The organism is Streptomyces sp. NPDC058701 (assembly GCF_042715295.1).
Lineage (GTDB): Bacteria > Actinomycetota > Actinomycetes > Streptomycetales > Streptomycetaceae > Streptomyces.
Window position 1 is genome coordinate 102,475 of sequence record NZ_JBHXSY010000009.1, and the last position, 23,686, is coordinate 126,160.

The 23,686-nt window shown below is 72.4% G+C and carries 23 protein-coding genes; 6 read left to right on the plus strand and 17 right to left on the minus strand.

What is annotated here, in order from left to right:
• Positions 1–3: 3 nt before the first annotated feature.
• Entirely contained in the window at positions 4–990 is a 987-nt protein-coding gene (locus ACFWW8_RS12540; protein WP_386527238.1) for an LLM class flavin-dependent oxidoreductase, read from the plus strand.
• Between the two features lie 48 nt (positions 991–1,038).
• Here ACFWW8_RS12540 and ACFWW8_RS12545 read toward each other — a convergent pair whose 3' ends face one another.
• The 4 genes from ACFWW8_RS12545 to ACFWW8_RS12560 form a co-directional block, all read right to left on the minus strand.
• Positions 1,039–2,466: a sugar porter family MFS transporter gene (locus ACFWW8_RS12545; RefSeq protein ID WP_386527241.1), complete on the minus strand. Its 1,428-nt coding sequence runs from the start codon at positions 2,464–2,466 to the stop codon at positions 1,039–1,041.
• A gap of 255 nt (positions 2,467–2,721) precedes the next feature.
• Entirely contained in the window at positions 2,722–6,627 is a 3,906-nt protein-coding gene (locus ACFWW8_RS12550) for an AAA family ATPase (protein WP_386527243.1), read from the minus strand.
• Between the two features lie 201 nt (positions 6,628–6,828).
• Positions 6,829–7,047: a hypothetical protein gene (locus ACFWW8_RS12555; protein WP_030032603.1), complete on the minus strand. Its 219-nt coding sequence runs from the start codon at positions 7,045–7,047 to the stop codon at positions 6,829–6,831.
• Positions 7,048–7,396: 349 nt separating this feature from the next.
• Positions 7,397–7,678 (minus strand): acylphosphatase, encoded by a 282-nt coding sequence (locus ACFWW8_RS12560; RefSeq protein ID WP_386527246.1) that lies wholly within the window; start codon positions 7,676–7,678, stop codon positions 7,397–7,399.
• Between the two features lie 136 nt (positions 7,679–7,814).
• Between ACFWW8_RS12560 and ACFWW8_RS12565 the strand changes: the two genes are divergently transcribed.
• Positions 7,815–8,789: a CAP domain-containing protein gene (locus ACFWW8_RS12565; protein WP_386527248.1), complete on the plus strand. Its 975-nt coding sequence runs from the start codon at positions 7,815–7,817 to the stop codon at positions 8,787–8,789.
• A 98-nt stretch (positions 8,790–8,887) separates the two neighbouring features.
• On the opposite strand, the gene ACFWW8_RS12570 is transcribed toward ACFWW8_RS12565, so the two are convergent.
• Positions 8,888–9,499 (minus strand): flavodoxin family protein, encoded by a 612-nt coding sequence (locus ACFWW8_RS12570; RefSeq protein WP_386527575.1) that lies wholly within the window; start codon positions 9,497–9,499, stop codon positions 8,888–8,890.
• Positions 9,500–9,630: 131 nt separating this feature from the next.
• Between ACFWW8_RS12570 and ACFWW8_RS12575 the strand changes: the two genes are divergently transcribed.
• Positions 9,631–10,038 carry a winged helix-turn-helix transcriptional regulator gene (locus tag ACFWW8_RS12575; RefSeq protein ID WP_386527251.1) on the plus strand — a complete coding sequence of 136 codons (408 nt, stop codon included), beginning with the start codon at positions 9,631–9,633 and terminating at the stop codon, positions 10,036–10,038.
• Here the strand turns inward: ACFWW8_RS12575 and mutM are convergent.
• From mutM to ACFWW8_RS12620, 9 genes are all read right to left on the minus strand, one after another.
• A complete protein-coding gene (gene mutM / locus ACFWW8_RS12580; RefSeq protein ID WP_386527254.1) occupies positions 10,011–10,871 on the minus strand; it encodes a bifunctional DNA-formamidopyrimidine glycosylase/DNA-(apurinic or apyrimidinic site) lyase in 861 nt (286 codons plus the stop codon). The genes ACFWW8_RS12575 and mutM overlap by 28 nt on opposite strands.
• A gap of 134 nt (positions 10,872–11,005) precedes the next feature.
• A complete protein-coding gene (gene rnc / locus ACFWW8_RS12585; RefSeq protein ID WP_386527256.1) occupies positions 11,006–11,854 on the minus strand; it encodes a ribonuclease III in 849 nt (282 codons plus the stop codon).
• Positions 11,855–11,873: 19 nt separating this feature from the next.
• Positions 11,874–12,047 carry a 50S ribosomal protein L32 gene (gene rpmF, locus ACFWW8_RS12590; RefSeq protein ID WP_003965982.1) on the minus strand — a complete coding sequence of 58 codons (174 nt, stop codon included), beginning with the start codon at positions 12,045–12,047 and terminating at the stop codon, positions 11,874–11,876.
• A 2-nt stretch (positions 12,048–12,049) separates the two neighbouring features.
• A complete protein-coding gene (locus tag ACFWW8_RS12595) occupies positions 12,050–12,715 on the minus strand; it encodes a YceD family protein (protein ID WP_386527259.1) in 666 nt (221 codons plus the stop codon).
• A 111-nt stretch (positions 12,716–12,826) separates the two neighbouring features.
• The gene (locus tag ACFWW8_RS12600; protein ID WP_386527262.1) at positions 12,827–13,924 is read right to left on the minus strand and encodes an ATP synthase F0 subunit B; all 1,098 of its coding nucleotides are present in this window, start codon (positions 13,922–13,924) and stop codon (positions 12,827–12,829) included.
• A gap of 105 nt (positions 13,925–14,029) precedes the next feature.
• Positions 14,030–14,509: a pantetheine-phosphate adenylyltransferase gene (gene coaD / locus ACFWW8_RS12605; protein ID WP_386527577.1), complete on the minus strand. Its 480-nt coding sequence runs from the start codon at positions 14,507–14,509 to the stop codon at positions 14,030–14,032.
• Between the two features lie 29 nt (positions 14,510–14,538).
• Complete coding sequence (rsmD, locus tag ACFWW8_RS12610; RefSeq protein ID WP_386527265.1) at positions 14,539–15,117, minus strand: 16S rRNA (guanine(966)-N(2))-methyltransferase RsmD; 579 nt, start codon at positions 15,115–15,117, stop codon at positions 14,539–14,541.
• 59 nt (positions 15,118–15,176) lie between these two features.
• Positions 15,177–17,378, minus strand: coding sequence for an ATP-dependent DNA helicase RecG (gene recG, locus ACFWW8_RS12615; protein WP_386527268.1), 2,202 nt, complete (start codon positions 17,376–17,378; stop codon positions 15,177–15,179).
• Between the two features lie 26 nt (positions 17,379–17,404).
• Positions 17,405–19,057, minus strand: coding sequence for a DAK2 domain-containing protein (locus tag ACFWW8_RS12620; RefSeq protein WP_386527270.1), 1,653 nt, complete (start codon positions 19,055–19,057; stop codon positions 17,405–17,407).
• Positions 19,058–19,297: 240 nt separating this feature from the next.
• On the opposite strand from ACFWW8_RS12620, the gene rpmB reads away from it, so the two are divergent.
• Positions 19,298–19,483, plus strand: a complete 186-nt coding sequence (gene rpmB / locus ACFWW8_RS12625; protein ID WP_073911113.1) for a 50S ribosomal protein L28 — start codon at positions 19,298–19,300, stop codon at positions 19,481–19,483.
• 112 nt (positions 19,484–19,595) lie between these two features.
• Here the strand turns inward: rpmB and thiD are convergent, their stop codons facing one another.
• Both thiD and ACFWW8_RS12635 read right to left on the minus strand, forming a co-directional pair.
• Positions 19,596–20,441 carry a bifunctional hydroxymethylpyrimidine kinase/phosphomethylpyrimidine kinase gene (gene thiD, locus ACFWW8_RS12630; RefSeq protein ID WP_386527273.1) on the minus strand — a complete coding sequence of 282 codons (846 nt, stop codon included), beginning with the start codon at positions 20,439–20,441 and terminating at the stop codon, positions 19,596–19,598.
• Entirely contained in the window at positions 20,393–21,376 is a 984-nt protein-coding gene (locus tag ACFWW8_RS12635) for a thiamine-phosphate kinase (protein WP_386527276.1), read from the minus strand. The genes thiD and ACFWW8_RS12635 overlap by 49 nt, the downstream gene beginning before the upstream one ends.
• Before the next feature lie 245 nt (positions 21,377–21,621).
• Here ACFWW8_RS12635 and ACFWW8_RS12640 point away from each other — a divergent pair, with 245 nt between their 5' ends.
• Together ACFWW8_RS12640 and ACFWW8_RS12645 are read left to right on the plus strand one after the other, a co-directional pair.
• Entirely contained in the window at positions 21,622–21,855 is a 234-nt protein-coding gene (locus ACFWW8_RS12640) for an Lrp/AsnC family transcriptional regulator (protein WP_030011290.1), read from the plus strand.
• A 23-nt stretch (positions 21,856–21,878) separates the two neighbouring features.
• Positions 21,879–22,370, plus strand: coding sequence for a DUF3515 domain-containing protein (locus tag ACFWW8_RS12645; protein ID WP_386527279.1), 492 nt, complete (start codon positions 21,879–21,881; stop codon positions 22,368–22,370).
• A gap of 135 nt (positions 22,371–22,505) precedes the next feature.
• Here ACFWW8_RS12645 and ACFWW8_RS12650 read toward each other — a convergent pair whose 3' ends face one another.
• Entirely contained in the window at positions 22,506–23,663 is a 1,158-nt protein-coding gene (locus tag ACFWW8_RS12650; RefSeq protein WP_386527281.1) for a D-alanine--D-alanine ligase family protein, read from the minus strand.
• Positions 23,664–23,686 lie beyond the last annotated feature (23 nt).

Consider the following 23,686-nt stretch of genomic DNA (forward strand, 5'->3'; position numbering starts at 1 on the left):
TCCATGCCCATCACCGTGGCCCGGTTCAATCTCGTCGACCCGAACGGCACCCCCGAGTCGCTCTCCGCCCGCTACCGGACGGCCCTGGAGATGGCCCGGTACGCGGACGACCGCGGGGTCGACACCGTCCAGACCGAAGAGCACCACGGCACCGCCAACAACTGGCTGCCCTCCCCCTTCGCCTTCGCGGGCGCGGTCTTCGGTGCCACCCGCCGCATCGCGGTGACCGTTTCGGCGATCATCGGCCCGCTGTACGACCCGCTGAAGGTGGCCGAGGACATCGCCGTGCTCGACCTGCTCAGCGGCGGCCGGCTGGTGACCGTCGCGGGCATCGGCTACCGGCCCGAGGAGTACGAGCAGCACGGCGTGGAGTGGGGCCGGCGCGGCCGGCTCCAGGACGAACTGCTGGAGACGCTGCTGAAGGCGTGGACGGGTGAGCCGTTCGAGTTCCGCGGCCGGACCGTACGGGTCACCCCGCGGCCCTTCACTCAGCCGCACCCGCTGCTGCTCGTCGGCGGCAGCTCCGAGGCGGCGGCGCGGCGCGCGGCCCGGCTGGGGCTGCCGTTCTTCCCGAGCGCGCACCTGCCGGAGCTGGAGGCGTACTACCGGGCGAAGCTGGCGGAGTACGGGACGGAGGGCTTCTGCATGATGCCCGCCGCCGAGACTCCGCTGCTGCACATCGCGGAGGACCCGGACCGGGTCTGGGCCGAGCACGGCGGGCGCTTCCTGCACGAGGCGGGCATGTACGCGTCCTGGCAGTCCAAGGACATCCGCAGCGCCGTGCGGTCGGGCGCGCGCACGGTGGACGAACTGCGCGCGGAGGGCGTCTACCGCGTCCTCACCCCGGACGAGGCGGTCGCGTACGCGAAGGGCGCCGGCGAGGCGGGGAACCTGGTGCTGCACCCCCTGTGCGGCGGGATGCCGCCGGACGAGGGCTGGCGCAGCCTGCACCTGCTGTGCGAACGGGTGCTGCCCCGGCTCAAGGACTGAGCCGGGGCAGCACCCGTACGAGAGGAGAAGGGGTGGTGGCGGGGGTGGTCACCCCATCTCCTCCAACGCCTTGCCCTTGGTCTCCGGCACCCATTTGAGGATGAAGGGGATCGAGAGCACGGCGAAGACCGCGTAGATGACGTACGCGCCGGACAGGTTCCAGTCCGACAGCGTCGGGAACGTGACGGTGATGACCCAGTTGGCGATCCACTGGGCGGCGGCGGCCACGCCGAGGGCGGCGGCGCGGATGCGGCCCGGGAACATCTCGCCGAGCAGGACCCAGACCACGACGCCCCAGGACAGGGCGAAGAAGAGGACGAAGAAATTGGCCGCGATGATCGCGACGAGTCCCTGGGTGTGCGGCAGGGTGATGTCGTCGCCGACGCCGGACCGGAAGGAGAAGGCCCAGGCGGCGATGCCGAGGGAGATCGCCATGCCGACGGAGCCGATGAGGGCCAGCGGCTTGCGGCCGATCCGGTCGACGAACAGCATCGCGATCACCGTACCGATGATGTTCACGACCGAGGTCTCGAAGGAGTACAGGAACGAGGAGCTCGCGTCGACGCCGACCGACTGCCACAGCGAGGAGCTGTAGTAGAAGATCACGTTGATGCCGACGAGCTGCTGGAAGACGGAGAGGCCGATGCCGATCCAGACGATCGGCAGGAAGCCCATGCGGCCGCCGAGCAGGTCCTTGAACGTCGACTTGTGCTCCGAGTGGATGGCGGCGTCGATCTCCCGGACCCGGGCGTCGGCGTCGATGCGCTCGCCCTCGACCTCGCGCAGGACCGTCTTGGCCTGGTCCATCTTGCCGACCGAGACGAGGAAGCGCGGGGACTCCGGGATGGCGAAGGACAGCAGGCCGTAGAGCACGGCCGGGACGACCATGACGCCGAGCATCCACTGCCAGGCTTCCAGGCCGCCGATCTCACCGCGCTGGTCGCCGTCGGCGAGGTTGAGGATGCCCCAGTTGACCAGCTGCGAGACGGCGATGCCGATGACGATGGCGGCCTGCTGGAAGGAGGCGAGCCGGCCGCGGTAGGCGGGCGGGGAGACCTCGGCGATGTAGGCGGGGCCGATCACCGAGGCCATGCCGATGCCGAAGCCGCCGATGATGCGCCACATGGCGAGGTCCCACAGGGCGAACGGCGTCGCGGATCCGATGGCGCTCGCGGTGAAGAGGACGGCGGCGATCTGCATGCAGCGGATGCGGCCGATCCGGTCGGCGATGCGGCCGGCGGTCGCCGCGCCGAAGGCGCAGCCGATGAGGGCGGCCGCGATCACCTGGGCGAGGGCCGCGGAGCCCACGTCGAACCGGTCGCGGATGGCCTCGACGGCGCCGTTGATGACGGAGCTGTCGTAGCCGAAGAGGAAACCGCCCATGGCCGCGGCCGCGGTGATGAAGATGACGTGCCCGAGGTGCTCGGGCTGGGCGTTTCCACCGCCCGCCGCGGATGCGTTCGCTGTGCTGGTCAAGGTGCGCTCCTGGGCCCGGCGCCGACGGCGGGCAGCGTGAGGGGTGGTGGTACTCGTGTCGTCGCCTGATCGTGTTCCTCACAGTGGCGCACACCAAACGGTGTGCCACCACTTGAAGCTGCGGGCGACAGAGGAGAGCTTATGACTTCACTTCTTGAAGTCAAGAGCCCATGAAGAACCGATTTCACCGACAGGAACGCGACAGTGGCGGCGACAGCGAGGGCCTGATGTTCAAAGCTTGAAGGTGTCGCGTCCCTAACGGAGTCTCTGACTGATCACTTTGGACACTCCATCTCCCTGCATGGAGACGCCGTACAGGGCATCGGCGACCTCCATCGTGCGCTTCTGATGGGTGATGACGATCAGCTGCGAGCTCTCCTGGAGCTCCTCCATGATCCGGATCAGCCGCTGCAGGTTGGTGTCGTCGAGCGCGGCCTCGACCTCGTCCATCACGTAGAACGGGCTGGGCCGTGCCTTGAAGATGGAGACCAGCAGCGCCACGGCCGTCAGGGAGCGTTCGCCGCCGGAGAGCAGTGAGAGCCGCTTGACCTTCTTGCCGGGCGGACGGGCCTCGACGTCGACCCCGGTGGTGAGCATGTTGTCGGGGTCGGTGAGGACCAGCCGCCCCTCGCCGCCGGGGAACAGCCGCGAGAACACCCCCTCGAACTGCCGGGCCGTGTCGTGGTACGCCTCGGTGAAGACCTGCTCGACGCGCTGGTCGACCTCCTTCACCACCTGAAGGAGGTCGGCTCGCGTCTTGCGCAGGTCCTCCAGCTGCTCGCTGAGGAACCGGTGGCGCTCCTCCAGCGCCGCGAACTCCTCCAGCGCGAGGGGATTGACCTTGCCGAGCTGCTGGTAGGCGCGCTCGGCCGCCTTCAGCCGCTTCTCCTGCACCGCCCGTACGAAGGGACCCGGCCGGTTGCGGGGGTGTTCCGGATCGTCGGGGAGCTCCTCGCCGTCCGCGGCCGGCGACGGGGGCACGGGCTGCTCGGGCCCGTACTCGGCCACGAGTCCGGCGGCGTCCATGCCGAACTCCTCCAGTGCCCTGGCCTCCACCTGTTCGATGCGCAGCCGCTTCTCCGCCCCGAGCACCTCGCCCCGGTGGACGGAGTCGGTGAGCTGGTCGAGCTCGGCCTTCAGGTCGCGGCCGCCGGTCCTGGCCCCGGCGAGCTCCCGCTCGCGCAGGCCCTTGGCGTGCTCGGCGCCGGCGCGCTCCTCCTCGGCCCGGGCCAGCGACACCTCCACGTGCGCGAGCAGCTGCCGGGCGCCGTCGGCCACCGCGCGGGCCACCTCGGCCTCGTACCGCAGCCGGGCGCGGCGGCGCTCGGCGCGGGCGCGCGCCTCGCGTTCCGCGCGGGCCCCCCGGTCGAGTGAATCGGCCCTCCCCGCCAGCGCCTTGACCCGTTCTTCGTGGGTACGGAGCTGGAGGCGGGCCTCCATCTCGGTCTGCCGGGCGTTCGCGCCGTCGGCGGCCAGCCGGTCCCGCCGCGAGGCGTCCGGCTCGTCCTCCACCGGCAGCTCCTCGGCCGCCGCCAGGCGTTCCGCGCACTCCTCCACGTCGAACCGTGCCTGCTCCAGCGCGTCCTGGGCCTTGGCAGCGGCGGTGGCGGTGCGCTCGGCCTCCCCCTCGGCGCCCTTCGCCTGCCCCGCGAGGCGGCCGAGCTGCTGAGCGACCCCCGCCCGGGCCCGCTCCCCCGCCCGGCGCCGCTCGGCGAGCTCGTCGGCCAGCGCCGCCGCGTCCCGGTGCCGGATCAGGGCGGCCTCCTGGGCCGCGCCGAGTTCCGCGCACCGCAGGTCCAGGTCGGCCAGTTCCGCGGCCGCCTCGTCGACGGCGGCCTGGACCTCGATCAGGCTGGGCGCACCGGCGGAGCCCCCGTGCGCGAGGTGCGCCCCGAGGACGTCGCCCTCGACGGTCACGGCCACCGCGTCGGGGTGCTCCGCGACGAGGGCCTCGGCCGCGTCGAGTCCGCCGACCACGAAGCAGTCCCGCAGGACCCAGGCGACCGCCCGCAGCACGGCGCCGTCCCCGCCGACCAGCCCGGCGGCGGCGACGGGAGCCGCGGTCGCGGCGCCGCCGGCCGTACCGGGCCGGGGCCGCGTACCGAGGGCGGCGCCGGGTACCGGTCCCCCGGGCGGGCAAAGCGCCGGGCCCGGAAGGACCGGCGGTCCCGGCAGGACCGGGCCGGTGCCCGCGGCGGGCCCTCGGGCGGCGAACCCCGCCGGCTCCGCGGTCCCGAAGTCCTTCCGGCCGCCGCCGGTACCGGGTGCGTACGGCTCGGGATCCGCGTCCGGGGAGGGGGCCGGACGGGGGAACGCTCCCCCGGCGGCGTCCGCCACCCGGTGCGGAAGGCCGCCGCCGGCGTCGGCACCGCCCCCTTCCTCCGCCCCCGCACCGGTCTCGCCCCCGGACCCGGCCGGCTCGGCGGACGGTTGCGGGAGCGTCGTCCCCGGCGCGGCGATCAGGAGCGTGGCCCGGCCCCCGTCCCCGTCCCGGAGGTGCCGGATGGCCTCGGCGGCCGCCCGCGGCGAGGCCACCGCCACCGCGTCCGCCGCCGCGCCCAGCGCCGCGGCCACGGCGACTTCGTACCCCGGGGCCACCGTCAGCCGCTCGGCCGCCGGCCCCAGCAGCCCCGCCAGCCGCTCCCGCGCCGCCAGCAGCGCGCCCGTACCGTCCTTGCGGCGCAGCCCGAGCGCGAGCGCGTCCCGGCGCGCCGTCACGGCCGCGCGCGAGCGCTCCGCCGCCGTCGCCGCCTCCCGCGCCGCGGCCAGTCCGGCCTCCGCGGCGGCCAGTCCGGCCCGCGCCGCCTCGTACTCGCCCTCCACCGCGGGGTCGTCGAGGCCGCCGACCTCCTCGGCCAGCGCCTCGTACTCCTCCCGCGCCAGGGCCGCCCGGGTCCGGGCCTCGTCCCGCGCGGCGACCAGCCGGTCGATCTCGGACTGCGCCGCCCCCGCCCGGGAACGGGCCGCGCCGAGCCGGCCGGTCAGCCGGGCCAGACCCTCGCGCCGGTCGGCGATGGCCCGGGCCGCGTCCCGCAGCCGCCGTTCCTCCTCGGCCAGCTCCCGCTCCAGCTCCGCCCGGTGCCCGGCGGTGTCCTCCAGGGCGCGCGAGGCCGCCTCCAGAGCGGCCGTCAGCTCGGCCTCCTGCTCGCGGACGCGCGCGGCTTCCTTCTCCATGTCCTCCGGGTCGCGGCCGCGGCGCTCCTCCTCCACCGGCGCCGTCGCGCTCGTGACCCGTGCCTGCGCCAGGGACGCGGTCCCCCGTACCCGCTCGGCCAGCTGCGACAGCTCGTACCAGGTCTGACGGGCCCGCGTGAGCCGCGGAGCCAGGTCCCGCACGGCCTCCTCCAGCTCCGCCTCACGGCGCAGGGCCTCCGCGAGGCGTGCCTCCGCGGCCTCCTTGCGCTCCTTCAGGGCGGCCTCGTCCGCGATCTCGGCGTCGAGCGCCCGCCGCAGCGCCGTCAGGTCGTCGGCGAGCAGCCGCAGCCGCGCGTCCCGCAGGTCGGCCTGGATGACGGCCGCCCGCCGGGCCACCGCCGCCTGCCGTCCCAGCGGCTTCAGCTGCCGCCGCAGCTCGTCGCCCAGGTCCTGGACCCGCGCGAGGTTGGCCTGCATCGCGTCCAGCTTCCGCAGCGCCTTCTCCTTGCGCTTGCGGTGCTTCAGTACGCCGGCAGCCTCCTCGATGAAGGCCCGGCGGCCCATCGGGTCGGCGTGCAGGACGGAGTCCAGCTGGCCCTGGCCGACGATGACGTGCATTTCCCGGCCGATGCCGGAATCGGAGAGCAGTTCCTGGATGTCGAGCAGGCGGCACGTGTCACCGTTGATCTGGTACTCACTGCTGCCACCGCGGAACATGATCCGGGTGAGGGTGACTTCGGCGTACTCGATGGGCAGCACGCCGTCGGAGTTGTCGATCGTCAGCGACACCTCGGCGCGCCCGAGCGGCGGGCGCCCGGTGGTGCCGGCGAAGATGACGTCCTCCATCTTTCCGCCGCGCAGGGATTTGGCGCCCTGCTCGCCCATGACCCAGGAGAGCGCGTCCACCACGTTGGACTTCCCGGAGCCGTTCGGACCCACGACGCAGGTGATGCCGGGTTCGAAACGCAGCGTCGTGGCGGAGGCGAAGGATTTGAAGCCACGCAGGGTCAGGGACTTGAGGTGCACGCCGCCGGACTCTACCTTTTGCGTGCGGTTTCACCCGTGAAGGTGCCGGGCGTCACCGGCGTCGACGGGTGCGGCCCCCCGCCTGGCTCCACGCCGTGCGGCGCGGCGTCCAGGCGTTCGGACGTCCAAGAACGAAGGGACGCCGAAGCGTCCCTTGCAGATCAAGCGGGGCTGAGAGTCCAGCGACCTGGGGAGCGCGAATCAGGTGAGCGCAGGCTCCGCCTGCGGTACGTCGATATCGATGCTGTCCAGCAGCGAGTCTCCGTCGTGCTGAGCGGCGGCCGCGTTCAGCGCGTCATTTTCGGACTGAATCCGTACGAGCTCGGACTCGAGGTCCTGGACGCGCTGCTGAAGCCGTCGCATCTCGGCGAGGAGTCGCGGATCGGAACCGCCGACGTAACCGAGAAGCGCCTTTGCCATGATGGATGGTCCTCCACACTGAGTGACCGACCGAAGCGGTGTGGGTCGTGAGGGAATCGCACCCGCGGATGTCCGGCAGCGACTGACAGTCACTGCGCTTACTAATGCCAACACTGCCAAACAGCTCAGGTGCGCGGGGCTTCCAGCGTCTCACCAAAAAGTTTGACGGTCAACACGATCACGCCCCGTATCGGCGGGCGACCCGGCCCCCGCAAGGGGCGTGGAGATCATCCTCGTCTCCGAGCCTTCCACGGATCGCGTCCGTCGGCAACGCGTCGGCGACGAATGCGCAGTTCCGACCGGGTGCCGCCGCCGGATGCATGTGATCAGTACATGATCAGTCGATCGATCACCGGATCGCGAATCCGTCGTAACCGCCTCGCGGTGTGCCCCAGATCTCCGTCACACCGTCCACCCGGCCGGGCGTGTCGGCGGACCGCAGCCATTCCAGCAGCCGGTGGCAATTCTCACGTTGACCTTCGGCCACCACCTGCACCCGCCCGTCGTCGAGGTTGAGGGCGAAGCCGACCACTCCTCCGAGCTCCAGGGCATTGGCCCTGGTGAACCAGCGGAAGCCCACTCCCTGTACACGGCCGCGCACCCAGGCGGTCAGGCGGACATCGTCATCCATGCGTGAACGCTAACCGGACGGGCCCTTTCCGGGCACATCGCCCCCCTGGACCCATGGCGTACAGTCGCGCAGCAATGAACTCACCCATTTGGGTGAGTAACGGATGATCTTGAGCTCCGAGGAAGGCACGCCGCCGATGGGACGCCACCGACTCAACGCCGCGCCGCGCCGCGAAGGCCGGCGCGGAACCGCCCTGCGCACCGGCCTGCTGGGCGCCTCGGTCGCCGTGGCCCTCGCCGCCGCGGCCGTCACCACGGGCATGGTGCCGGTCGGCGGCTCCTTCCCCTATGTAGGGGTCAGCGGTACGGACACCCCCGGCGGGGCGGAAGCCGGTGCGGCGTCCACCCCGGCCCGGGACAGCGCGCTCGACCAGCAGGGCGGCCTCGCCAACCTGTCCGGCCGGGCCCCTTCGGGCGCCGCCGCTCCGAGCCCGTCCGGCAGTCCGTCAGCCGCCCCGACGCCGTCGGCATCGGCATCGGCATCGGCATCACCCAGCCCATCCGCTTCCGTCTCGGCATCCGCTTCCGCACCGGTGTCACCCTCCTCCCCGGAGGAACCGCCGGCCCCCTCCGCTCCCCCGGCCCCTTCCACCAAGGCTCCGCAGAAGAGCACCGCCCCGGCCCCGGCGAAGCCGGTACCCCCGAAGCCGGTGCCCGCGAAGCCGGTGCTCCCGAAGCCGGTGCCCCCGAAGCCCTCCGCCCCGGCGCCGACCGCGCCCGCCCCCGCGGACGGGCACTCCGCCGAGGAGGCGGCCGTGGTCGCCCTGGTGAACCAGGCCCGCGCGCAGGCCGGATGCGGCCCGGTCCGGGCGAACCCGCCGCTGGCCGCGCTGGCCGGCGCCTTCAGCAAGGACATGGCGGTCCGCGGCTTCTTCGACCACACCGACCCCGACGGGGACACCCCGTGGGACCGCGCGTCCCAGGCGGGCCTTTCCGGCCTCGGCGGCGAGAACATCGCCCGCGGCCAGGGTGATGCCGCGTCCGTGATGAACTCCTGGATGAACAGCCCGGGCCACAAGGCGAACATCCTCAACTGCGAGTTCCGCACCCTGGGCGTCGGCGCCCACTTCGCTTCCGGCGGCCCCTGGTGGACGCAGGACTTCGGCTTCTGAGACCCGACGAGACGAGCGTACGGACGGGCCCCGCCGGCCCCCTCGGGCAGGCGGGGCCCGTCCGCGTTCCGGATGGCAAGCCGACCGGCCGGGGACCCTCAGACGGAGACGAGCACCGCGTCCGCCAGGGCCGCACGGCCCGCGATGACGACGCGCGCGTGCTCGGTGACGCGGCGGCCCAGGTGCTCGGCCGTGGCGATGTCGGCGCGGTGGACGCCTTCCGGACCCTCGTCGGAGTTGGTCTGGGCGGCCGCGCCGGAGAAGAAGCCGAGGCGGTTGAGGTCGTCCTCGGAACCGGCGGTGGAGTTCCAGCCCGGCTTCAGACCCAGATTGACCCAGCTCATGCCGTGCTGGGCGGCCAGCGTCTGGAAGAACTGCAGGGTGTGGAGCTTGTCACCGCTCTTGGAGCCGGAGTTCGTGAAGCCCGCCGCGACCTTGTCGAGCCAGACGTCACCGAACCAGCGCTTCGAGGTGGCCTCCGCGAAGACGTGGAAGGCGCCGGACGCCGTGCCCATGTAGGTCGGTGATCCGAAGACGATCGCGTCGGACGCGTCGAGCAGCTCCCACTGGGCGTCATCGATCGCGTCCACCGCGATGAGGTGCACGGTCGCGCCGGCCTCGACGGCTCCGTTGCGGACGGCCTCGGCGACGACGGCGGTGTGGCCGTATCCGGAGTGGTAGGCGATCGAGACGACGGGGGCATGCGTGATGGCGGACAAAGCGGTCTCCCTGGACAGGTCTGGGCCGTCCCACGGGTGTGGTCCGACAAGAGAAAGGAAAGCACTTACTTTTCGAAAGCGCAATACGACAGTTAGCGCTGCGTGGGGGTACGCTTGAGGGCATGGAGACACCAGCCGTCTGTACCGAAGCCGCCGGATCTGAATTTCCGTTCGACGTTTTCGCGCGCGCGTGCCCCTCCCGGGAGACCCTGGAGCACGTCACCGGACGCTGGGGCAGCCTCACCGTGGGAGCACTGCGCGAGGGCCCGTGCCGCTTCAACGAGCTGCGCCGGCGCGTGGAGGGCGTGAGCGAGAAGATGCTCTCGCAGACGCTGCACGCGCTGGAGCGCGACGGCATCGTCAACCGCGAGGCGCAGCCGACGAACCCGCCTCGCGTCGACTACGAACTGACCCCGCTCGGCACGGAGGTCGCGGACCGGCTGCTCGCCCTCATCCACTTCCTGGAGGGGAGCATGGCAGACGTACTGGCCTCCCGGCGGACCTACGACGCGGCGCGCGCCGGCCTCTGACAGCGCGGGCAGAAGTAGCTCGACCGGTTCATCCATGGCCTGCGCCGCATCGGGGTGCCGCAACGGCGGCAGGGCTCGTCCTCACGGCCGTAGGCGTCGAGCGAACGGTCGAAGTAGCCCGACTCCCCGTTCACGTTGACGTACAGGCTGTCGAAGCTGGTCCCGCCGACGTCGAGGGCCGCGTTCATGACGTCCCGGACATGGCCGAGGAGTTCCGCACTCCGGGGGCGCGCGAGGGTGGCGGTGGGGCGCTCGTAGTGCAGCTTGGCGCGCCAGAGCGCCTCGTCGGCGTAGATGTTGCCGACCCCGCTGATCAGCGACTGGTCCAGCAGCGCCCGCTTGAGCGTGGTCCGCTTGGCGCGCAGGGCCAGGTGGTACCGGTCCTCCTCGAACAGCGGGTCCAGCGGGTCCCGGGCGATGTGCGCGATGACGTCGGGCAGCCCGTCGGGCGTGTTCTCGTGCAGGGAGAGCCCGCCGAAGGTCCGCTGGTCGACGAAGCGCAGCTCGGTGCCGAGGTCGTCCGCGAACCGCACGCGGATGCGCAGGTGCTTCTCGTCGGGGGACCCCTGCGGCTGGACGAGCAGCTGCCCGCTCATCCCGAGGTGCCCGAGCACCGACAGGTCCCGCCCCTCCAGGGGCAGCCACAGGTACTTCCCGCGCCGCTGCGGCACACCGACGGTCTGACCGCCGAGCCGTGCCGCGAAGTCGGCCCCGCCCCCGGGGTGACGGCGGACCGCGCGCGGGTGGAGGACCTCGACGGACGCCACGGTCCGCCCCGCGACCCAGCGCGCCAGCCCCCGTCGCACGACTTCGACTTCGGGCAGCTCGGGCACGGCTTCTCCTCGGGGCGGCGCGCCGGTTCCGGGCGCGGGGTCCGAGCCTACCGGCCCCCTTCCCGGGCCCCGGAAACGGGTCCGCCCCGCCACCTGCGGACAGGTGGCGGGGCGGGGAGCTCCCGAAGGAAGGATCAGGCGTCGGGCTGCGGGTCGGCGGGCGTCGGCGCCCCGCCTTCCCCGGCCCCGGCCGGGGCCTTCGCCGCTGCCGCAGGAGCCGGTGCGGTCGCGGTGGGTGCCGCGTTCCGCTCGTCCGCCTTGGCGCGAATGCCGCGCCAGGCCGACTCGGCGGCCTGCTGTTCCGCTTCCTTCTTGCTGCGGCCGGTGCCGGTGCCGTACGAGACACCACCGACGCGAGCAGCAGCGGTGAAGGTCTTCTCGTGGTCCGGGCCGGTCTCCGAGACCAGGTATTCCGGTACGCCAAGACCTTCGGACGCCGTGAGTTCCTGGAGACTGGTCTTCCAGTCCAGGCCGGCACCGAGGTTCGAGGACCTGTCGATGAGCGGGTCGAAGAGCCGGTGGACCAGCTCCGAGGCCGCGTCGAGGCCCTGATCGAGGTAGACCGCGCCGATCACCGCTTCAAGGGTGTCGGCGAGGATGGATGCCTTGTCCCGGCCACCCGTGCCCTCTTCGCCGCGGCCGAGCCGGACGAAGGAACCGAGTTCGAGGCCGCGCCCGACCTCCGCCAGTGCGCGCGAGTTGACCACCGCGGCCCGAAGCTTGGCCAGCTGGCCTTCGGGGAGGTCCGGGTGGGTCGTGTACAGCGTGTCCGTGACCACCAGGCCCAGCACGGAGTCCCCCAGGAACTCCAGCCGCTCGTTGGTGGGCAGACCGCCGTTCTCGTACGCGTACGAGCGGTGCGTCAGCGCGCGCACCAGAAGGGCGGTCTCGAGTTTGTACCCGAGCCGCCCTTCCAGAAGCGTGTGGGACGAGGCCGCTTTGTTACTGTCTGCCTGCTTCTCAGCGTTGGACAGCTCAGACATTGCGCCTCTCACCAGCCGCTCAGACCTCGAGGACCTGGCGCTTGTTGTAGGTGCCGCAGCTCGGGCACGCAATGTGCTGGAGCTTCGGCTCCTGGCAACGCTCGCACGAAACCAGGGTGGGGACCGCAGCCTTCCACTGCGACCGGCGGTGGCGCGTGTTGCTGCGCGACATCTTCCGCTTCGGAACAGCCACGGCTACTTCTCCTGCTTCTCGGCGGCGCCCTGAACTCCGTCAGAGGCAGTGCCGCTCATGTTGTCCTTCTCATCGCCCTGATCGGTGACGAGTCCCTGCAGTGCCGCCCAACGGATGTCGACGGCGTCATGGTGGTGGTCCGGGTCGTCGTTCAGGCTGAGCCCGCAATCGGGGCACAGTCCGAGACAGTCCTCCCGGCACACCGGCTGCAGCGGCAGTGCGAGCACCACCACGTCGCGCAGCACGGGTTCGAGGTCGAACAAACCGTCCTCGAGGAAGAGCGTGTCCTCGTCGTCCTCGGCGTCGTCGGCCGGCTCCGCCTTGGAGCGGGTCCGGTCGTCGGCGTCAGGGTACGAGAACATCTCCTGGAAGTCCGCCTTGAGCTCGCGCTCGACGGACTCCAGACACCTTACGCACTCCCCTACGGCCGATGCACGGGCGGTGCCTGTGACAAGCACCCCTTCCATGACCGACTCCAGGCGGAGCTTGAGCTTGAGCGGGGCGCCTTCCGGCACTCCGATGACCCCGGCGAGACCGAGGTCCGCCGGTGCCGCGATCTCACGGAACAGCTTCTGCATGGCACCAGGACGCCGACCCAGCTCGTGCGTGTCGAACACGAGGGGGTTGCGGTGGTCGAGGCGGGTATTCAGGGCTGTTCCTGCTTTCACGGATTGCTCAAGATCGAAGTTTCCGCCACATGTGGGCAGCATGGATCGCGGTGCATACGCGCGACCGAAGAGCCAGGATACCCGCCGGGGAGCTCTCCGCCCAATCCGGTGTTAGCGCCCCTGTTCGTACTGGCGCAACTGGTCCAGGTTGATCATGCTCGTGTCGAAGAGGCTGGTCTCGTCCAGCGAGGGCTGCTGGGCCTGATGCGACTGCTGCGACTGCTGGGGCTGCTGCTGGAAGGACGCGTAGGGGTCGTGTTGCTGCGCGTCGTAGTGGCCGGCGTAGGGCGCACCCGCCGGGTCGGCGCCGGAGTACGGGTCGGGCTGCTGCTGGTAACCGCCGTACGGGTCCTGGTAGCCGTACGCGTCCTGGTGCTGCGCGGCCGGCTGGCCGGAGTACTGCGCGGCGTAGGCGTCGTAGACGGGCTGCGGCTGTGCCTGGGCGGGGATCGGCGGCTGCGCCGGCGCCGCGGCCCGCTCCGGTTCCGCGAGGCCCGCCAGGAAGTCCGCGTCGCTCGACGAGCGGGACTGCTGGGAGCCCGCGGCGTCCTGGGCGGCCATGTGTGCGCCGAGGTCGTCGGTGGGCATCCTGCCCAGCAGCTTCTGGCGGCCCTTGCCCACCGCCTCCAGGGTCTTGGAGAGCACCGCCTCGAAGGTGGCCAGCTTGGTGTCCACGTACGCGTCCGCCTGCAGGCGCTGCGTCTCGGGGTCGTGGCTGCGCTCGGGCGCCTCGGCGTCCGGGTAGCCGTGCTCGTCCAGGCCCGGTCCGCGGCCCAGCAGCTTCTCGCGGCCGCGGTCCACCGAACCGATCGTCTTGGTGAGGACGACCTCGAAGTTCGCGAGCTTGCTGTCGACGTAGTCGTCGGCCTCGGCCCGGATCTCCTCCGCCTCGCGACGGGCGTCCTCCAGGATCCGGTCGGCCTCGGCCTGGGAGCGCCGCGCGACCTCGGTGTCGGAGATCAGCGAACCGCGCTGGCTGTGCGCGGACTCGATGATCCGGTCCGCTTCGCGGCGGGCCTCCTCGACCATCTGCTCCCGGTCGCCGATGAGTTCACGGGCCTGGGCGAGGGAGCCGGGGAGAGCCGCACGGACTTCTTCGAGCTGGGCGAGCAGTTCCGCGCGGTTGATCACGCAGGAGGCCGACATGGGCATGGAGCGGGCGCCGCCGACGGCCGCGACGATCTCGTCGAGCTTCTTCTGCACGTCCATGGGGGCTCGCACTCTCTCGGCCTCGGGCGGTTCCCGAGTCGGACGGGACGACTGTAAGGCCGGCGGGCGCAGCCCCGACACCGGCCGGTGGCCCCGCCCGGGCGGTCAGCGGTCGCGCAGTCGTTCCAGCAGGGCGGAGTGCACGTGCGCGGGCAGCAGGTGGGCCACGTCGCCGCCCCAGGTCGCGACTTCCTTGACCAGCGAGGACGACAGGAAGCTGTAGGTCGGGTTCGTCGGGACGAAGAGCGTCTCGACGCCGGACAGCCCTATGTTCATCTGGGCCATCTGGAGTTCGTAGTCGAAGTCGCTGACGGCGCGCAGGCCCTTGACGATGGCCGGGATGTCCCGCTGCTTGCAGAAGTCGACGAGCAGGCCGTGGAAGGACTCGACCTCGATGTTCCCGTAGTCGGCGGTCGCCTCGCGGATCAGGTCGATCCGCTCCTCGACGGTGAACAGGCCCTGCTTCGACTGGTTGATCATCACGGCGACGTGGACCACGTCGTAGAGCCGGGAGGCCCGGCCGATGATGTCGAGGTGTCCGTTGGTGATGGGGTCGAACGACCCCGGACAGACGGCGCGGCGCAACTGAAGTCCCTCGCTCTCCGGTGCGGACATCATGAATCTTCGCTGGTGAAGGCGGCGCGACCGTACCAGAGGGTGCCCTCGCCGTACTTTCGCGACCGGAGCGGTTCGAAGCCCTCGGGCCACGGGAAGGCACCGCTCCTGGTGCTCCTCTCCACGGTGACGAGCGCATCGCCGGTGAGCCAGCCCTGGGACCGGAGTGTGAGGAGGATCTCCCGGAGATCGTCGTGCCCGACGGCGTACGGCGGGTCCAGGAAGACCAGGTCGTACGGGTCCCCGGCGGCGACGGCCGCGGCGATCTGCTCGGCCCGGCCCGCCCGGAACTCCGCGCCCGGCAGGCCCAGCGCCCTGATGTTGTCCCGGATGGCCTTGGCGGCCTTGGCGTCGGGCTCGACCAGCAGGGCGTGGTCGGCGCCGCGGGAAAGCGCCTCCAGGCCCACGGCGCCGGAGCCGGCGTACAGGTCGAGCACCCGGGACCCCCCGATGCCGTGCAGCGACTCCCAGGTGGAGAAGAGGCCTTCCCGCATCCGGTCCGAGGTCGGGCGGGTGCCGGTGCCCGGGGGCACGGCCAGCCGTCGCCCGCCGGCGCTGCCGGCGATCACGCGGGTCATCTGGGGTCCTTCGTACGGCGGTCGGAGGGGTACGGACCTCCCACGATAGGTCGTACCGGTCAGCCCTTCTCCAGGTACTGCTCCCGCTCGGTGTCCAGCAGTGCCTCGAGGGCGGTGCGCAGGCCGGGCAGGCCCTCCAGCTCGGGGTCCTCGGCGACGACGCGGGTGGCCTCCTCCCTGGCCTCGGAGATGACCTCCTCGTCCTCGATGACGGCGAGCATCCGCAGCGAGGAGCGCACCCCTGACTGGGCCTGGCCGAGGACGTCGCCCTCGCGGCGTTGTTCCAGGTCGATCCGGGAGAGCTCGAAGCCGTCGAGGGTGGCGGCGACGGCGGCGAGCCGGGCCCGGGCGGGGCTGGCCTCGTGCATCTCGCTGACCAGCAGGCACAGGCCCGGGGCGGAGCCGCGGCCGACGCGGCCGCGGAGCTGGTGGAGCTGGGAGACGCCGAACCGGTCGGCGTCCATGATCACCATGACGGTGGAGTTCGGGACGTTCACCCCGACCTCGATGACGGTGGTGGCGACCAGCACCTTGACCTCGCCCGCGGCGAAGCGCCGCATCACGTCGTCCTTGTCGGCCGGATCCATCCGCCCGTGGAGCACCTCGACGGAGATCCCGGCGAGCGGGCCGCGGGTGAGCTGTTCGGCGATGTCCAGGACCGCGAGCGGGGGCCGCTTGTCCCCGTCGGCCTCGGCGGCGGCCTTCTTCTTGCCGGGGGCGGCGTCGTCGCCGTCCCCGATGCGCGGGCACACGACGTACGCCTGGTGGCCGTTCTCCACCTCCTCGCGGACCCGCTCCCAGGCGCGGGCCAGGAAGTGCGGCTTGTCCTGGGCGGGCACCACGTGGGTGGCGATGGGCGAACGCCCGGCGGGCAGCTGGTCCAGGACGGAGGTCTCCAGGTCGCCGAAGACGGTCATGGCGACCGTGCGGGGGATCGGGGTCGCGGTCATCACCAGCAGGTGCGGGGGCTGCTTGCCCTTGGAGCGCAACGCGTCGCGCTGCTCCACGCCGAAGCGGTGCTGTTCGTCGACGACGACCAGGCCGAGGTCGTGGAACTGCACCTTGTCCTCGATCAGGGCGTGCGTGCCGATGACGATCCCCGCCTCCCCGGTGACCAGGTCGAGCAGCGCCCGGCGGCGGGCCGGCACCCCCATCGACCCGGTGAGCAGCACCACCTTCGTGCCCCGGTCGGAGCCGCCGAGCATGCCGCCCTCGGCGAGCTCGCCCATCATCTCGGTGATCGACCGGTGGTGCTGCTGGGCGAGCACCTCGGTGGGCGCGAGCATCGCGGCCTGTCCGCCGGAGTCGACGACCGCGAGCATCGCGCGCAGCGCCACCATCGTCTTGCCCGAGCCCACCTCGCCCTGGAGGAGGCGGTGCATGGGGTGGCTGGTGGCCAGGTCGTCGAAGATCTCCGCGGAGACCTTGAGCTGGCCGTCGGTGAGGGTGAAGGGGAGCTTGGCGTCGAAGGAGTCCAGCAGGCCGCCGGGCGTGGGACGGCGCGGGACGGCCGGGAGCTGGGAGTCCGCGTGGCGACGGCGGGCCAGGGCGACCTGGAGGACGAAGGCCTCGTCCCACTTCAGGCGCTGGCGGGCGTCCTCGATGTCGGCCTTGGTCGCCGGGCGGTGGATCTTCAGCAGGGCCTCGGTGAGCGGGACCAGTCCGCGGCCCTCGCGCAGGGCGGGCGGCAGCGGGTCCACGGTCTCCTGGACCCCGGGCAGCACCGCGTCCACGCACTTGGTGATCTTCCAGGACTCCAGCTTGGCGCAGGCCGGGTAGATCGGGATGAGCCGGCTCGCGAACGCGGTCGCCGCGTCCTCGTCGGAGGCGTCGGCACTCAGCAGCTCGTAGGCGGGGTGGGAGAGCTGGAGCTTGCGGTTGAACATGCCGACCTTGCCCGCGAACATGGCGCGGGTGCCGGGCAGCAGGTCCTTGTGCGGCTTGTGGACGCCCGCGCCGAAGAAGACGAGCTGGAGCCGGCCGCTGCCGTCGGTGATGGTCACCTCCAGGCGTCTGCCGCGGCCGCCGTTGAAGGTCAGGATCCGGGCGTCGGCGACCTGGGCGACGACGGTCACGTGCTCGTCGAGCTGGTCGGCGAGCTCGGCCAGCGGCGTCAGCTCGCCCCGCTCCGCGTAGCGCCGCGGGTAGTGGTGGAGCAGGTCCAGGGCCGTGTGCAGGCCGAGCTGCTCGGCCAGCACCTTCGCGGTGGCGGGGCCGAGCGTCTTCTTGAGGTCTTCGTCGAGCGCGGGCACGTGTTCCATTGCACACCATGCCGCTGACAAGGCGGCTATTCGACCCCGATGAGGAGCGGCGCCGAGTGCCGCCCGCCCCGGTAGGTGACGGTGTCCACCGCCAGGTGCCCGTGCTGGACGTACGCCTCCAGGCGCTCGGCGAGCGCGTCCGGCACGTCGGGGCCCAGGACCAGGGTGACCAGCTCGCCGCCGGAGCCGAGCATCCGCTCCAGGACCGCCTCGGCGGTCTCGGTCAGGCTCGCGCCGATGACCGCGACGTCCCCGTCGATGAGGCCGAGCACGTCACCGGCCTGGCAGATGCCGGCGGAGGTGAAGGACTGCCGTTCGGCGACGGCCAGTTCCGCGTAGCGGGTGGCGCCGGCCGCCGCCGTCATGGCGACCACGTCCTCGTCGAAGCTGCCGTCCGGGTCGTGCACGGCGAGCGCGGCCAGCCCCTGTACGGCGGAGCGGGTGGGGATCACGGCCACCCGTACGCCGTCGGCCCGCGCCTGCTCGGCCGCCGCGACGGCGACGGCGCGCAGTTCGGCGCCGCCCGGCAGCAGCACCACCTCGCGGGCGTGCGCGCGGCGGATGGCGTCCAGCAGCTCGGCCGCCGCCGGGACCTCCCCGGGCCGGGCGAGCACGGCGGTCGCGCCGGCCTCCCCGCACAGTCCCGCGAGCCCCTCCCCCGGAACCACGGCGACCACGGCCCGCTGGGCGCGCTCACCGCGGGCCCGGCGCCGTTCGTCGCCGAAGTGCGTGATCCGTATCCGGTACGGCCGCCCGGCGACGACCCCCGCCTCGATGGCCGCACCGGGGTCGTCGACGTGCACGTGGACGTTCCACAGGCCGTCGCCGCCGACCACGACGAGGGAGTCGCCGAGCCCGTCGAGCCGGGCGCGCAGGTCCGCGACCGCGGCCTCGGAGGCCTCCAGCAGATAGATCACCTCGTACGCCGGTCCGTCCTGCCCGTTCGCGCAGGGCTCCGCCGGCCGGGGTACGGGCACGGCCCGGCCGCGCACCGGTTCGGCGGCCGGCTCCTGCCCCGACAGCGCCTGCCACAGCGCCCCGAGCACGGCGACCACGCCGCAGCCGCCGGCGTCGACCACCCCGGCCCGGCCGAGCACGGCCAGCTGCCCCGGGGTCTCGGCCAGGGCCTCGCGGGCCCCGTCGTAGGCGGCGCGGGCCACGTCGGCGGCGGTCCCGGCGGCGGCGCCGGCCGCCTCGCCGGCCCGGGCCGCGGCGGTGGCCACGGTGAGCATGGTGCCCTCGACCGGGTGGGCGACGGCCGCGTACGCCGACTCCGCGGCCCGGGTCAGCGCCTGCGCCAGCAGCCGCCCCGGGCCCCGGGCGCCGGGTTCGTCGCCGAGGACGTCGGCGACCCCGCGCAGCAGCTGCGCCAGGATCGTCCCGGAGTTCCCCCGGGCGCCGACGAGGGCTCCGTGCGCGTAGGCCCGTACGGCGTGGGACAGGGAGGTGTGCGGTGTGCCCTCGGTCACCTTGCCGAAGGCCTCGTCCAGGGCGCGGTCGGCGGATTCGGCGGTGAGGTAGAGGTTGGTGCCGGTGTCCGCGTCGGCGACCGGGTAGACGTTGATCGCGTCGATGTCCTCGCGGGCCCGGCCCAGTGCGGCCACGGCCAGCGAGCTCCAGGTGCGCACCGCTTCGGCGTCGAGCTCGTCGGGGCGCTGCGGCTGGGGCTCGTGCGGCACCGGGCGTTCCTCCTTGTGCGGGCCAGGGTTCACCGCAGGGTAACGAAGGACTGCCGGGGCGTCCGCACCTCGGGACGGGGGCTGCGGCAGCCATGGTAGTTTTCTTGGACCGGTGCAGGCGTTGTATGCTGCTCCGGTTGCCCGATGAGAGTCGGGCCATTCCCCCGGCAAGCCACTTCAGATCTCTGGATCCGGTGCGCCGGTTTCACTGTAATTGCACCTGAAGTTTTGGAGTGACCTGTGGCTGCCAACTGCGACGTTTGCGCCAAGGGGCCGAGCTTCGGCAACAGCATCTCCCACTCGCACCGCCGTACCTCGCGTCGCTGGAACCCGAACATCCAGCGCGTGCGTGCCGTGGTCAATGGGACGCCGAAGCGCCTCAACGCCTGCACCTCGTGCATCAAGGCCGGCAAGGTCTCGCGCTGACGCCTCCCGTCGTAGCGCAGCCCTTTCCGGTTGCCAAGAAGGCCGGTTCACCTCTGGTGAACCGGCCTTTTGCCTTTACCGGACCCGGTGGGGGCCCCGGGCCGGGCGGGGCTCAGCGCCACCGCCAGGCGTGATCCACCGGGCCGATGCCCGCGCCGAGCGCGAAGCCCGCGGCGATGGCCCCGGTCACGTACGCCTTTGCCTCGGTGACCGCCTCCGGGACGGTCAGGCCCTTGGCGAGGCCCGCCGCGACGGCGCTGGCGAGGGTGCAGCCCGTGCCGTGGGTGTGCCGGTTGTCGAAGCGGGGGGCCCTCAGCCAGCGTTCCTCGGTGCCGTCGCTGAGCAGGTCCACCGCCTCGTCGCCGTGCGCCCCGAGGTGCCCGCCCTTGATGAGCGCCCAGCGCGGACCGTAGCCGAGGATCGCGTCGGCGGCCCGGCGCATGTCGTCCTCGGTCTCCACGAGCAGGCCCGTGAGCTGCGCCACCTCGTCCAGGTTGGGCGTGGCCACGGTGGCCCGCGGCAGCAGTTCCCCGCGTACGGCGTCCAGCGCGGAGGCGGCGAGCAGCGCGTCCCCGTGCTTGGAGACGCCGACCGGGTCCACGACGGCCGGCGCCGGGGTGTCGGCCAGCAGCGCGGCCACGGTCTCCACCAGCACGGCCGAGGAGAGCATGCCGGTCTTGACGGCCCGTACGCCGATGTCGTCCACGACGGCCCGGTACTGGGCCGTCACGGCCTCGGCGGGGAGCTCCCAGGCTCCCCGTACCCCGAGGGAGTTCTGCGCGGTCACGGCGGTCACCACGCTCATGCCGTGGACGCCGAGCGCGAGCATGGTCTTGAGGTCGGCCTGGATGCCCGCGCCGCCGCCGGAGTCGGATCCGGCGACGGTCAGGCACAGGGGCGGCGCCGTCCTCACGGGGCGCCGTCCTCGGCGGCCGGGTCGGCGCCGAAGTGGTCCCATCCGCCGGTGCTGGTCCAGGGGGCCCCGTCGACGGTCACCTGGGGCAGCGCGGAGCGGTTGAGCACGCCGCCGATGACCTTCCAGCGGGCGGGCAGCTTCACGTCGGGTGGGAAGGTCGCCACGATCGCGTGGTCCTCCCCGCCGGTGAGGACCCACTGGAGCGGGTCCACGCCGACGGCCTGGCCGATGTCGTGCATCTGGCTGGGGATGTCAACGGCCGAGGAGCGCAGGTCGATCCGTACCTTGCTGGCCTCGGCGATGTGCCCCAGGTCGGCGATCAGGCCGTCGCTGACGTCGGTCATGGCGGTGGCGCCGAGTCCGGCGGCGGCGGGGCCCGCGTGGTAGGGCGGCTCCGGGCGGCGGTGCGCCTCGACGAAGGCCCGGGGTGAACGGAAGCCCCGCGAGAGGACGGCGAATCCGGCCGCGGACCAGCCCAGCCAGCCGGTGACGGCGACGACGTCGCCGGGCTGGGCGCCGGAGCGCAGGACGGGCTCGTGGTTGCGGAGGTCGCCGAGGGCGGTGATCGCGACGGTGATGGTGTCGCCGCGGACCACGTCCCCGCCGACCACGGCGGCGCCGGCGACCTGGCACTCGTCGCGGATTCCGTCCATCAGCTCGGTGGGCCAGGTGACCGGCAGCTCGGCCGGGACGACCAGGCCGAGGAGCAGCGCGGTCGGCACCGCGCCCATGGCGGCGATGTCGGCGAGGTTCTGCGCGGCGGCCTTGCGGCCGACGTCGTAGGCCGTGGACCAGTCGCGCCGGAAGTGCCTGCCCTCCAGCAGGATGTCGGTGCTCGCCACGACCCGCCGGTCGGGGGCCGACACCACCGCGGCGTCGTCGCCCGGCCCGAGCCGGACCGCCGGGGTGGTGGTGAGCCGTGAGGTGAGTTCCCTGATGAGCCCGAACTCCCCCAGCTCGCCCACAGTGCCCTTCATCGCTGTGCCCCTTCTTGCCCAGTCCGCTTGCGGTCGCGAGCCGTCACAGCTCTGGGTACCGTCAACAGATACGTCAACTTCTGCTCTCCGTACGCCCCGCCGTGCGCGGCTCCGTGCTCGCGGGTCTCCCCGCGGCCCTCGGCGACGCGGTACCGTGGCGTCCCTTCTTCCCCCGGCCCCTTCGATCGTGTGGGGCCCACCCGAAGGTTAGGGGAAATGATCCTCGTGGCCGCCCTGGAGGTTCCGTGGTACAGGCGTACATCCTCATCCAGACCGAAGTGGGCAAGGCGTCGTTCGTCGCCGAGTCCATCGGCCAGATCCCGGGGGTGATCCAGGCCGAGGACGTGACGGGTCCGTACGACGTGATCGTGCGCGCCCAGGCCGACACCGTGGACGACCTCGGCCGCATGGTCGTCGCCAAGGTCCAGCAGGTGGAGGGGATCACCCGCACCTTGACCTGCCCGGTGGTCCATCTGTAGCCCCCGTCTACTCTGGGCCGGTGATGTCCCTCCACCACCGGCCCCTCCGTGTCCTGGCCCTGCCCGCCGCGCTGTCCGTACTGGTCCTCGCGGCGTGTTCACCGGGCGGTTCCCGGGCCCGGGTGGATCCGCCCGCCACGCCGCCCGCCGATGTCGCGGGGTTCTGTGCAGCGCTGCACGAGGAACTCCCCGAAACGGTGGCCGGCCTGGCGCGGACCACCACCGAACCGGCATCGGATCTGACGGCCTCGTGGGGCGGCTCGGCGATCGTACTGCGGTGCGGGATCCCCAAGCCCCGCGAGATGGCCGATCCGGCACAGGAGGGCGTCCACGTGAACGGCGTGGCCTGGCTGCTGGAGAAGCTCCCCGACGGCGGTTTCCGTTTCACCACCGGGGGCCGGCTCGCGTACGCGCAGGTGCGGGTCGACCGGGAGCACGCCGAGGACGCCGGGATGCTGGTGGGTCTGTCCGACGTGATCGCGAGGACCGTGCCCGAGGGCATCTCCTCCTACTGAAGGCCCGGACCGGCGTCGGGCTCGCGCGGCCCGGACGGCGTCCCGCACGCCGCGCCCGCCCGGGCACACCGCCGCCCGCCCGCCCGCGCCCTTCAGGGCGGGGCGGGCGGGCGGTCCGCTGCCGCGGGGCGCGTTCTAGCGCAGGCCGGTGGAGCGGCGCAGGGCCGCCTGGATCAGGCGGTCCACCAGCTCCTGGTACTCGATGCCCGACTCCTGCCACATCCGCGGGTACATGGAGATCGGCGTGAAGCCCGGCATCGTGTTGATCTCGTTGATGACGAACTCGCCGTCCTCGGTGAGGAAGAAGTCGGCGCGCACGAGGCCCTCGCACGACGCGGCCTCGAAGGCCTCGATCGCGAGCCGCTGCACCTCGGCCGTCTGCTCCGGGGTCAGCGGGGCGGGCACGATCCCGGAGGCGGAGTCGATGTACTTCGCCTCGAAGTCGTAGAAGTCGTGGCTGGAGACCGGCGGGATCTCGGCGGGCGCGCTCGCGCGCGGGCCGTCCTCGAACTCCAGGACGCCGCACTCGATCTCGCGGCCGCGCAGCAGCGCCTCCACGATGACCTTCGGGTCGTGGCGGCGGGCCTCCTGGATCGCGGCGTCCAGGGCTCCGGCGTCGTCGACCTTGGTGATGCCGATGGAGGAGCCGGCCCGGGCGGGCTTCACGAACAGCGGCCAGCCGTGTTCGCCGGCGAAGTCCAGGACCCTGGCGCGCGCCGCGTCCCGGTCGGCTTCCCACTCGCGGGGGCGGATGGTCACGTACGGGCCGACGTTCAGCCCGAAGGACGTGAACACCCGCTTCATGTAGTCCTTGTCCTGGCCGACGGCCGAGGCGAGGACGCCGGAACCGACGTACGGGATGCCGGAGAGCTCCAGCAGGCCCTGGAGGGTGCCGTCCTCGCCGTACGGTCCGTGCAGCACGGGGAAGACGACGTCGACCTCGCCCAGTGCCTTGGGGACGGCGCCCGGCTCGGTGTAGACGACCTCGCGGTTGGCCGGGTCGACCGACAGCACGACGGCGCCGTCCTCGGAGTCGGCCAGTTCGGCGACGTTCGGGAGCCGGCGGTCGGCGATGGCCATGCGCTCGGGCTCGTCGGCGGTCAGCGCCCACCGGCCGTCCGTGGTGATGCCGATGGGCAGCACCTCGTACTTGGACCGGTCGATGGAGCGCAGGACCGCGCCCGCCGTGACGACCGAGATGGCGTGTTCCGAGCTGCGGCCGCCGAACACGACGGCCACGCGGGGCTTGCGGCCCTGCTGCTCAGGGGTCTGGGGGAGGTTCTCGCTGCTCATATCGCCACGAGGGTACCCGCTCA

What these genes read in the sequence shown, in the direction of transcription:
- ACFWW8_RS12540 (WP_386527238.1), top strand. Translation starts at nt 4, where the DNA reads ATGCCCATCACCGTGGCCCGGTTCAATCTCGTCGACCCGAACGGCACC.
- ACFWW8_RS12555 (WP_030032603.1), bottom strand. Translation starts at nt 7,047, where the DNA reads ATGGCAAAGGCGCTTCTCGGTTACGTCGGCGGTTCCGATCCGCGACTC.
- ACFWW8_RS12560 (WP_386527246.1), bottom strand. Translation starts at nt 7,678, where the DNA reads ATGGATGACGATGTCCGCCTGACCGCCTGGGTGCGCGGCCGTGTACAG.
- ACFWW8_RS12565 (WP_386527248.1), top strand. Translation starts at nt 7,815, where the DNA reads ATGGGACGCCACCGACTCAACGCCGCGCCGCGCCGCGAAGGCCGGCGC.
- ACFWW8_RS12575 (WP_386527251.1), top strand. Translation starts at nt 9,631, where the DNA reads ATGGAGACACCAGCCGTCTGTACCGAAGCCGCCGGATCTGAATTTCCG.
- rnc (WP_386527256.1), bottom strand. Translation starts at nt 11,854, where the DNA reads ATGTCTGAGCTGTCCAACGCTGAGAAGCAGGCAGACAGTAACAAAGCG.
- ACFWW8_RS12600 (WP_386527262.1), bottom strand. Translation starts at nt 13,924, where the DNA reads ATGGACGTGCAGAAGAAGCTCGACGAGATCGTCGCGGCCGTCGGCGGC.
- rsmD (WP_386527265.1), bottom strand. Translation starts at nt 15,117, where the DNA reads ATGACCCGCGTGATCGCCGGCAGCGCCGGCGGGCGACGGCTGGCCGTG.
- recG (WP_386527268.1), bottom strand. Translation starts at nt 17,378, where the DNA reads ATGGAACACGTGCCCGCGCTCGACGAAGACCTCAAGAAGACGCTCGGC.
- thiD (WP_386527273.1), bottom strand. Translation starts at nt 20,441, where the DNA reads ATGGGACCACTTCGGCGCCGACCCGGCCGCCGAGGACGGCGCCCCGTG.
- ACFWW8_RS12635 (WP_386527276.1), bottom strand. Translation starts at nt 21,376, where the DNA reads ATGAAGGGCACTGTGGGCGAGCTGGGGGAGTTCGGGCTCATCAGGGAA.
- ACFWW8_RS12645 (WP_386527279.1), top strand. Translation starts at nt 21,879, where the DNA reads ATGTCCCTCCACCACCGGCCCCTCCGTGTCCTGGCCCTGCCCGCCGCG.
- ACFWW8_RS12650 (WP_386527281.1), bottom strand. Translation starts at nt 23,663, where the DNA reads ATGAGCAGCGAGAACCTCCCCCAGACCCCTGAGCAGCAGGGCCGCAAG.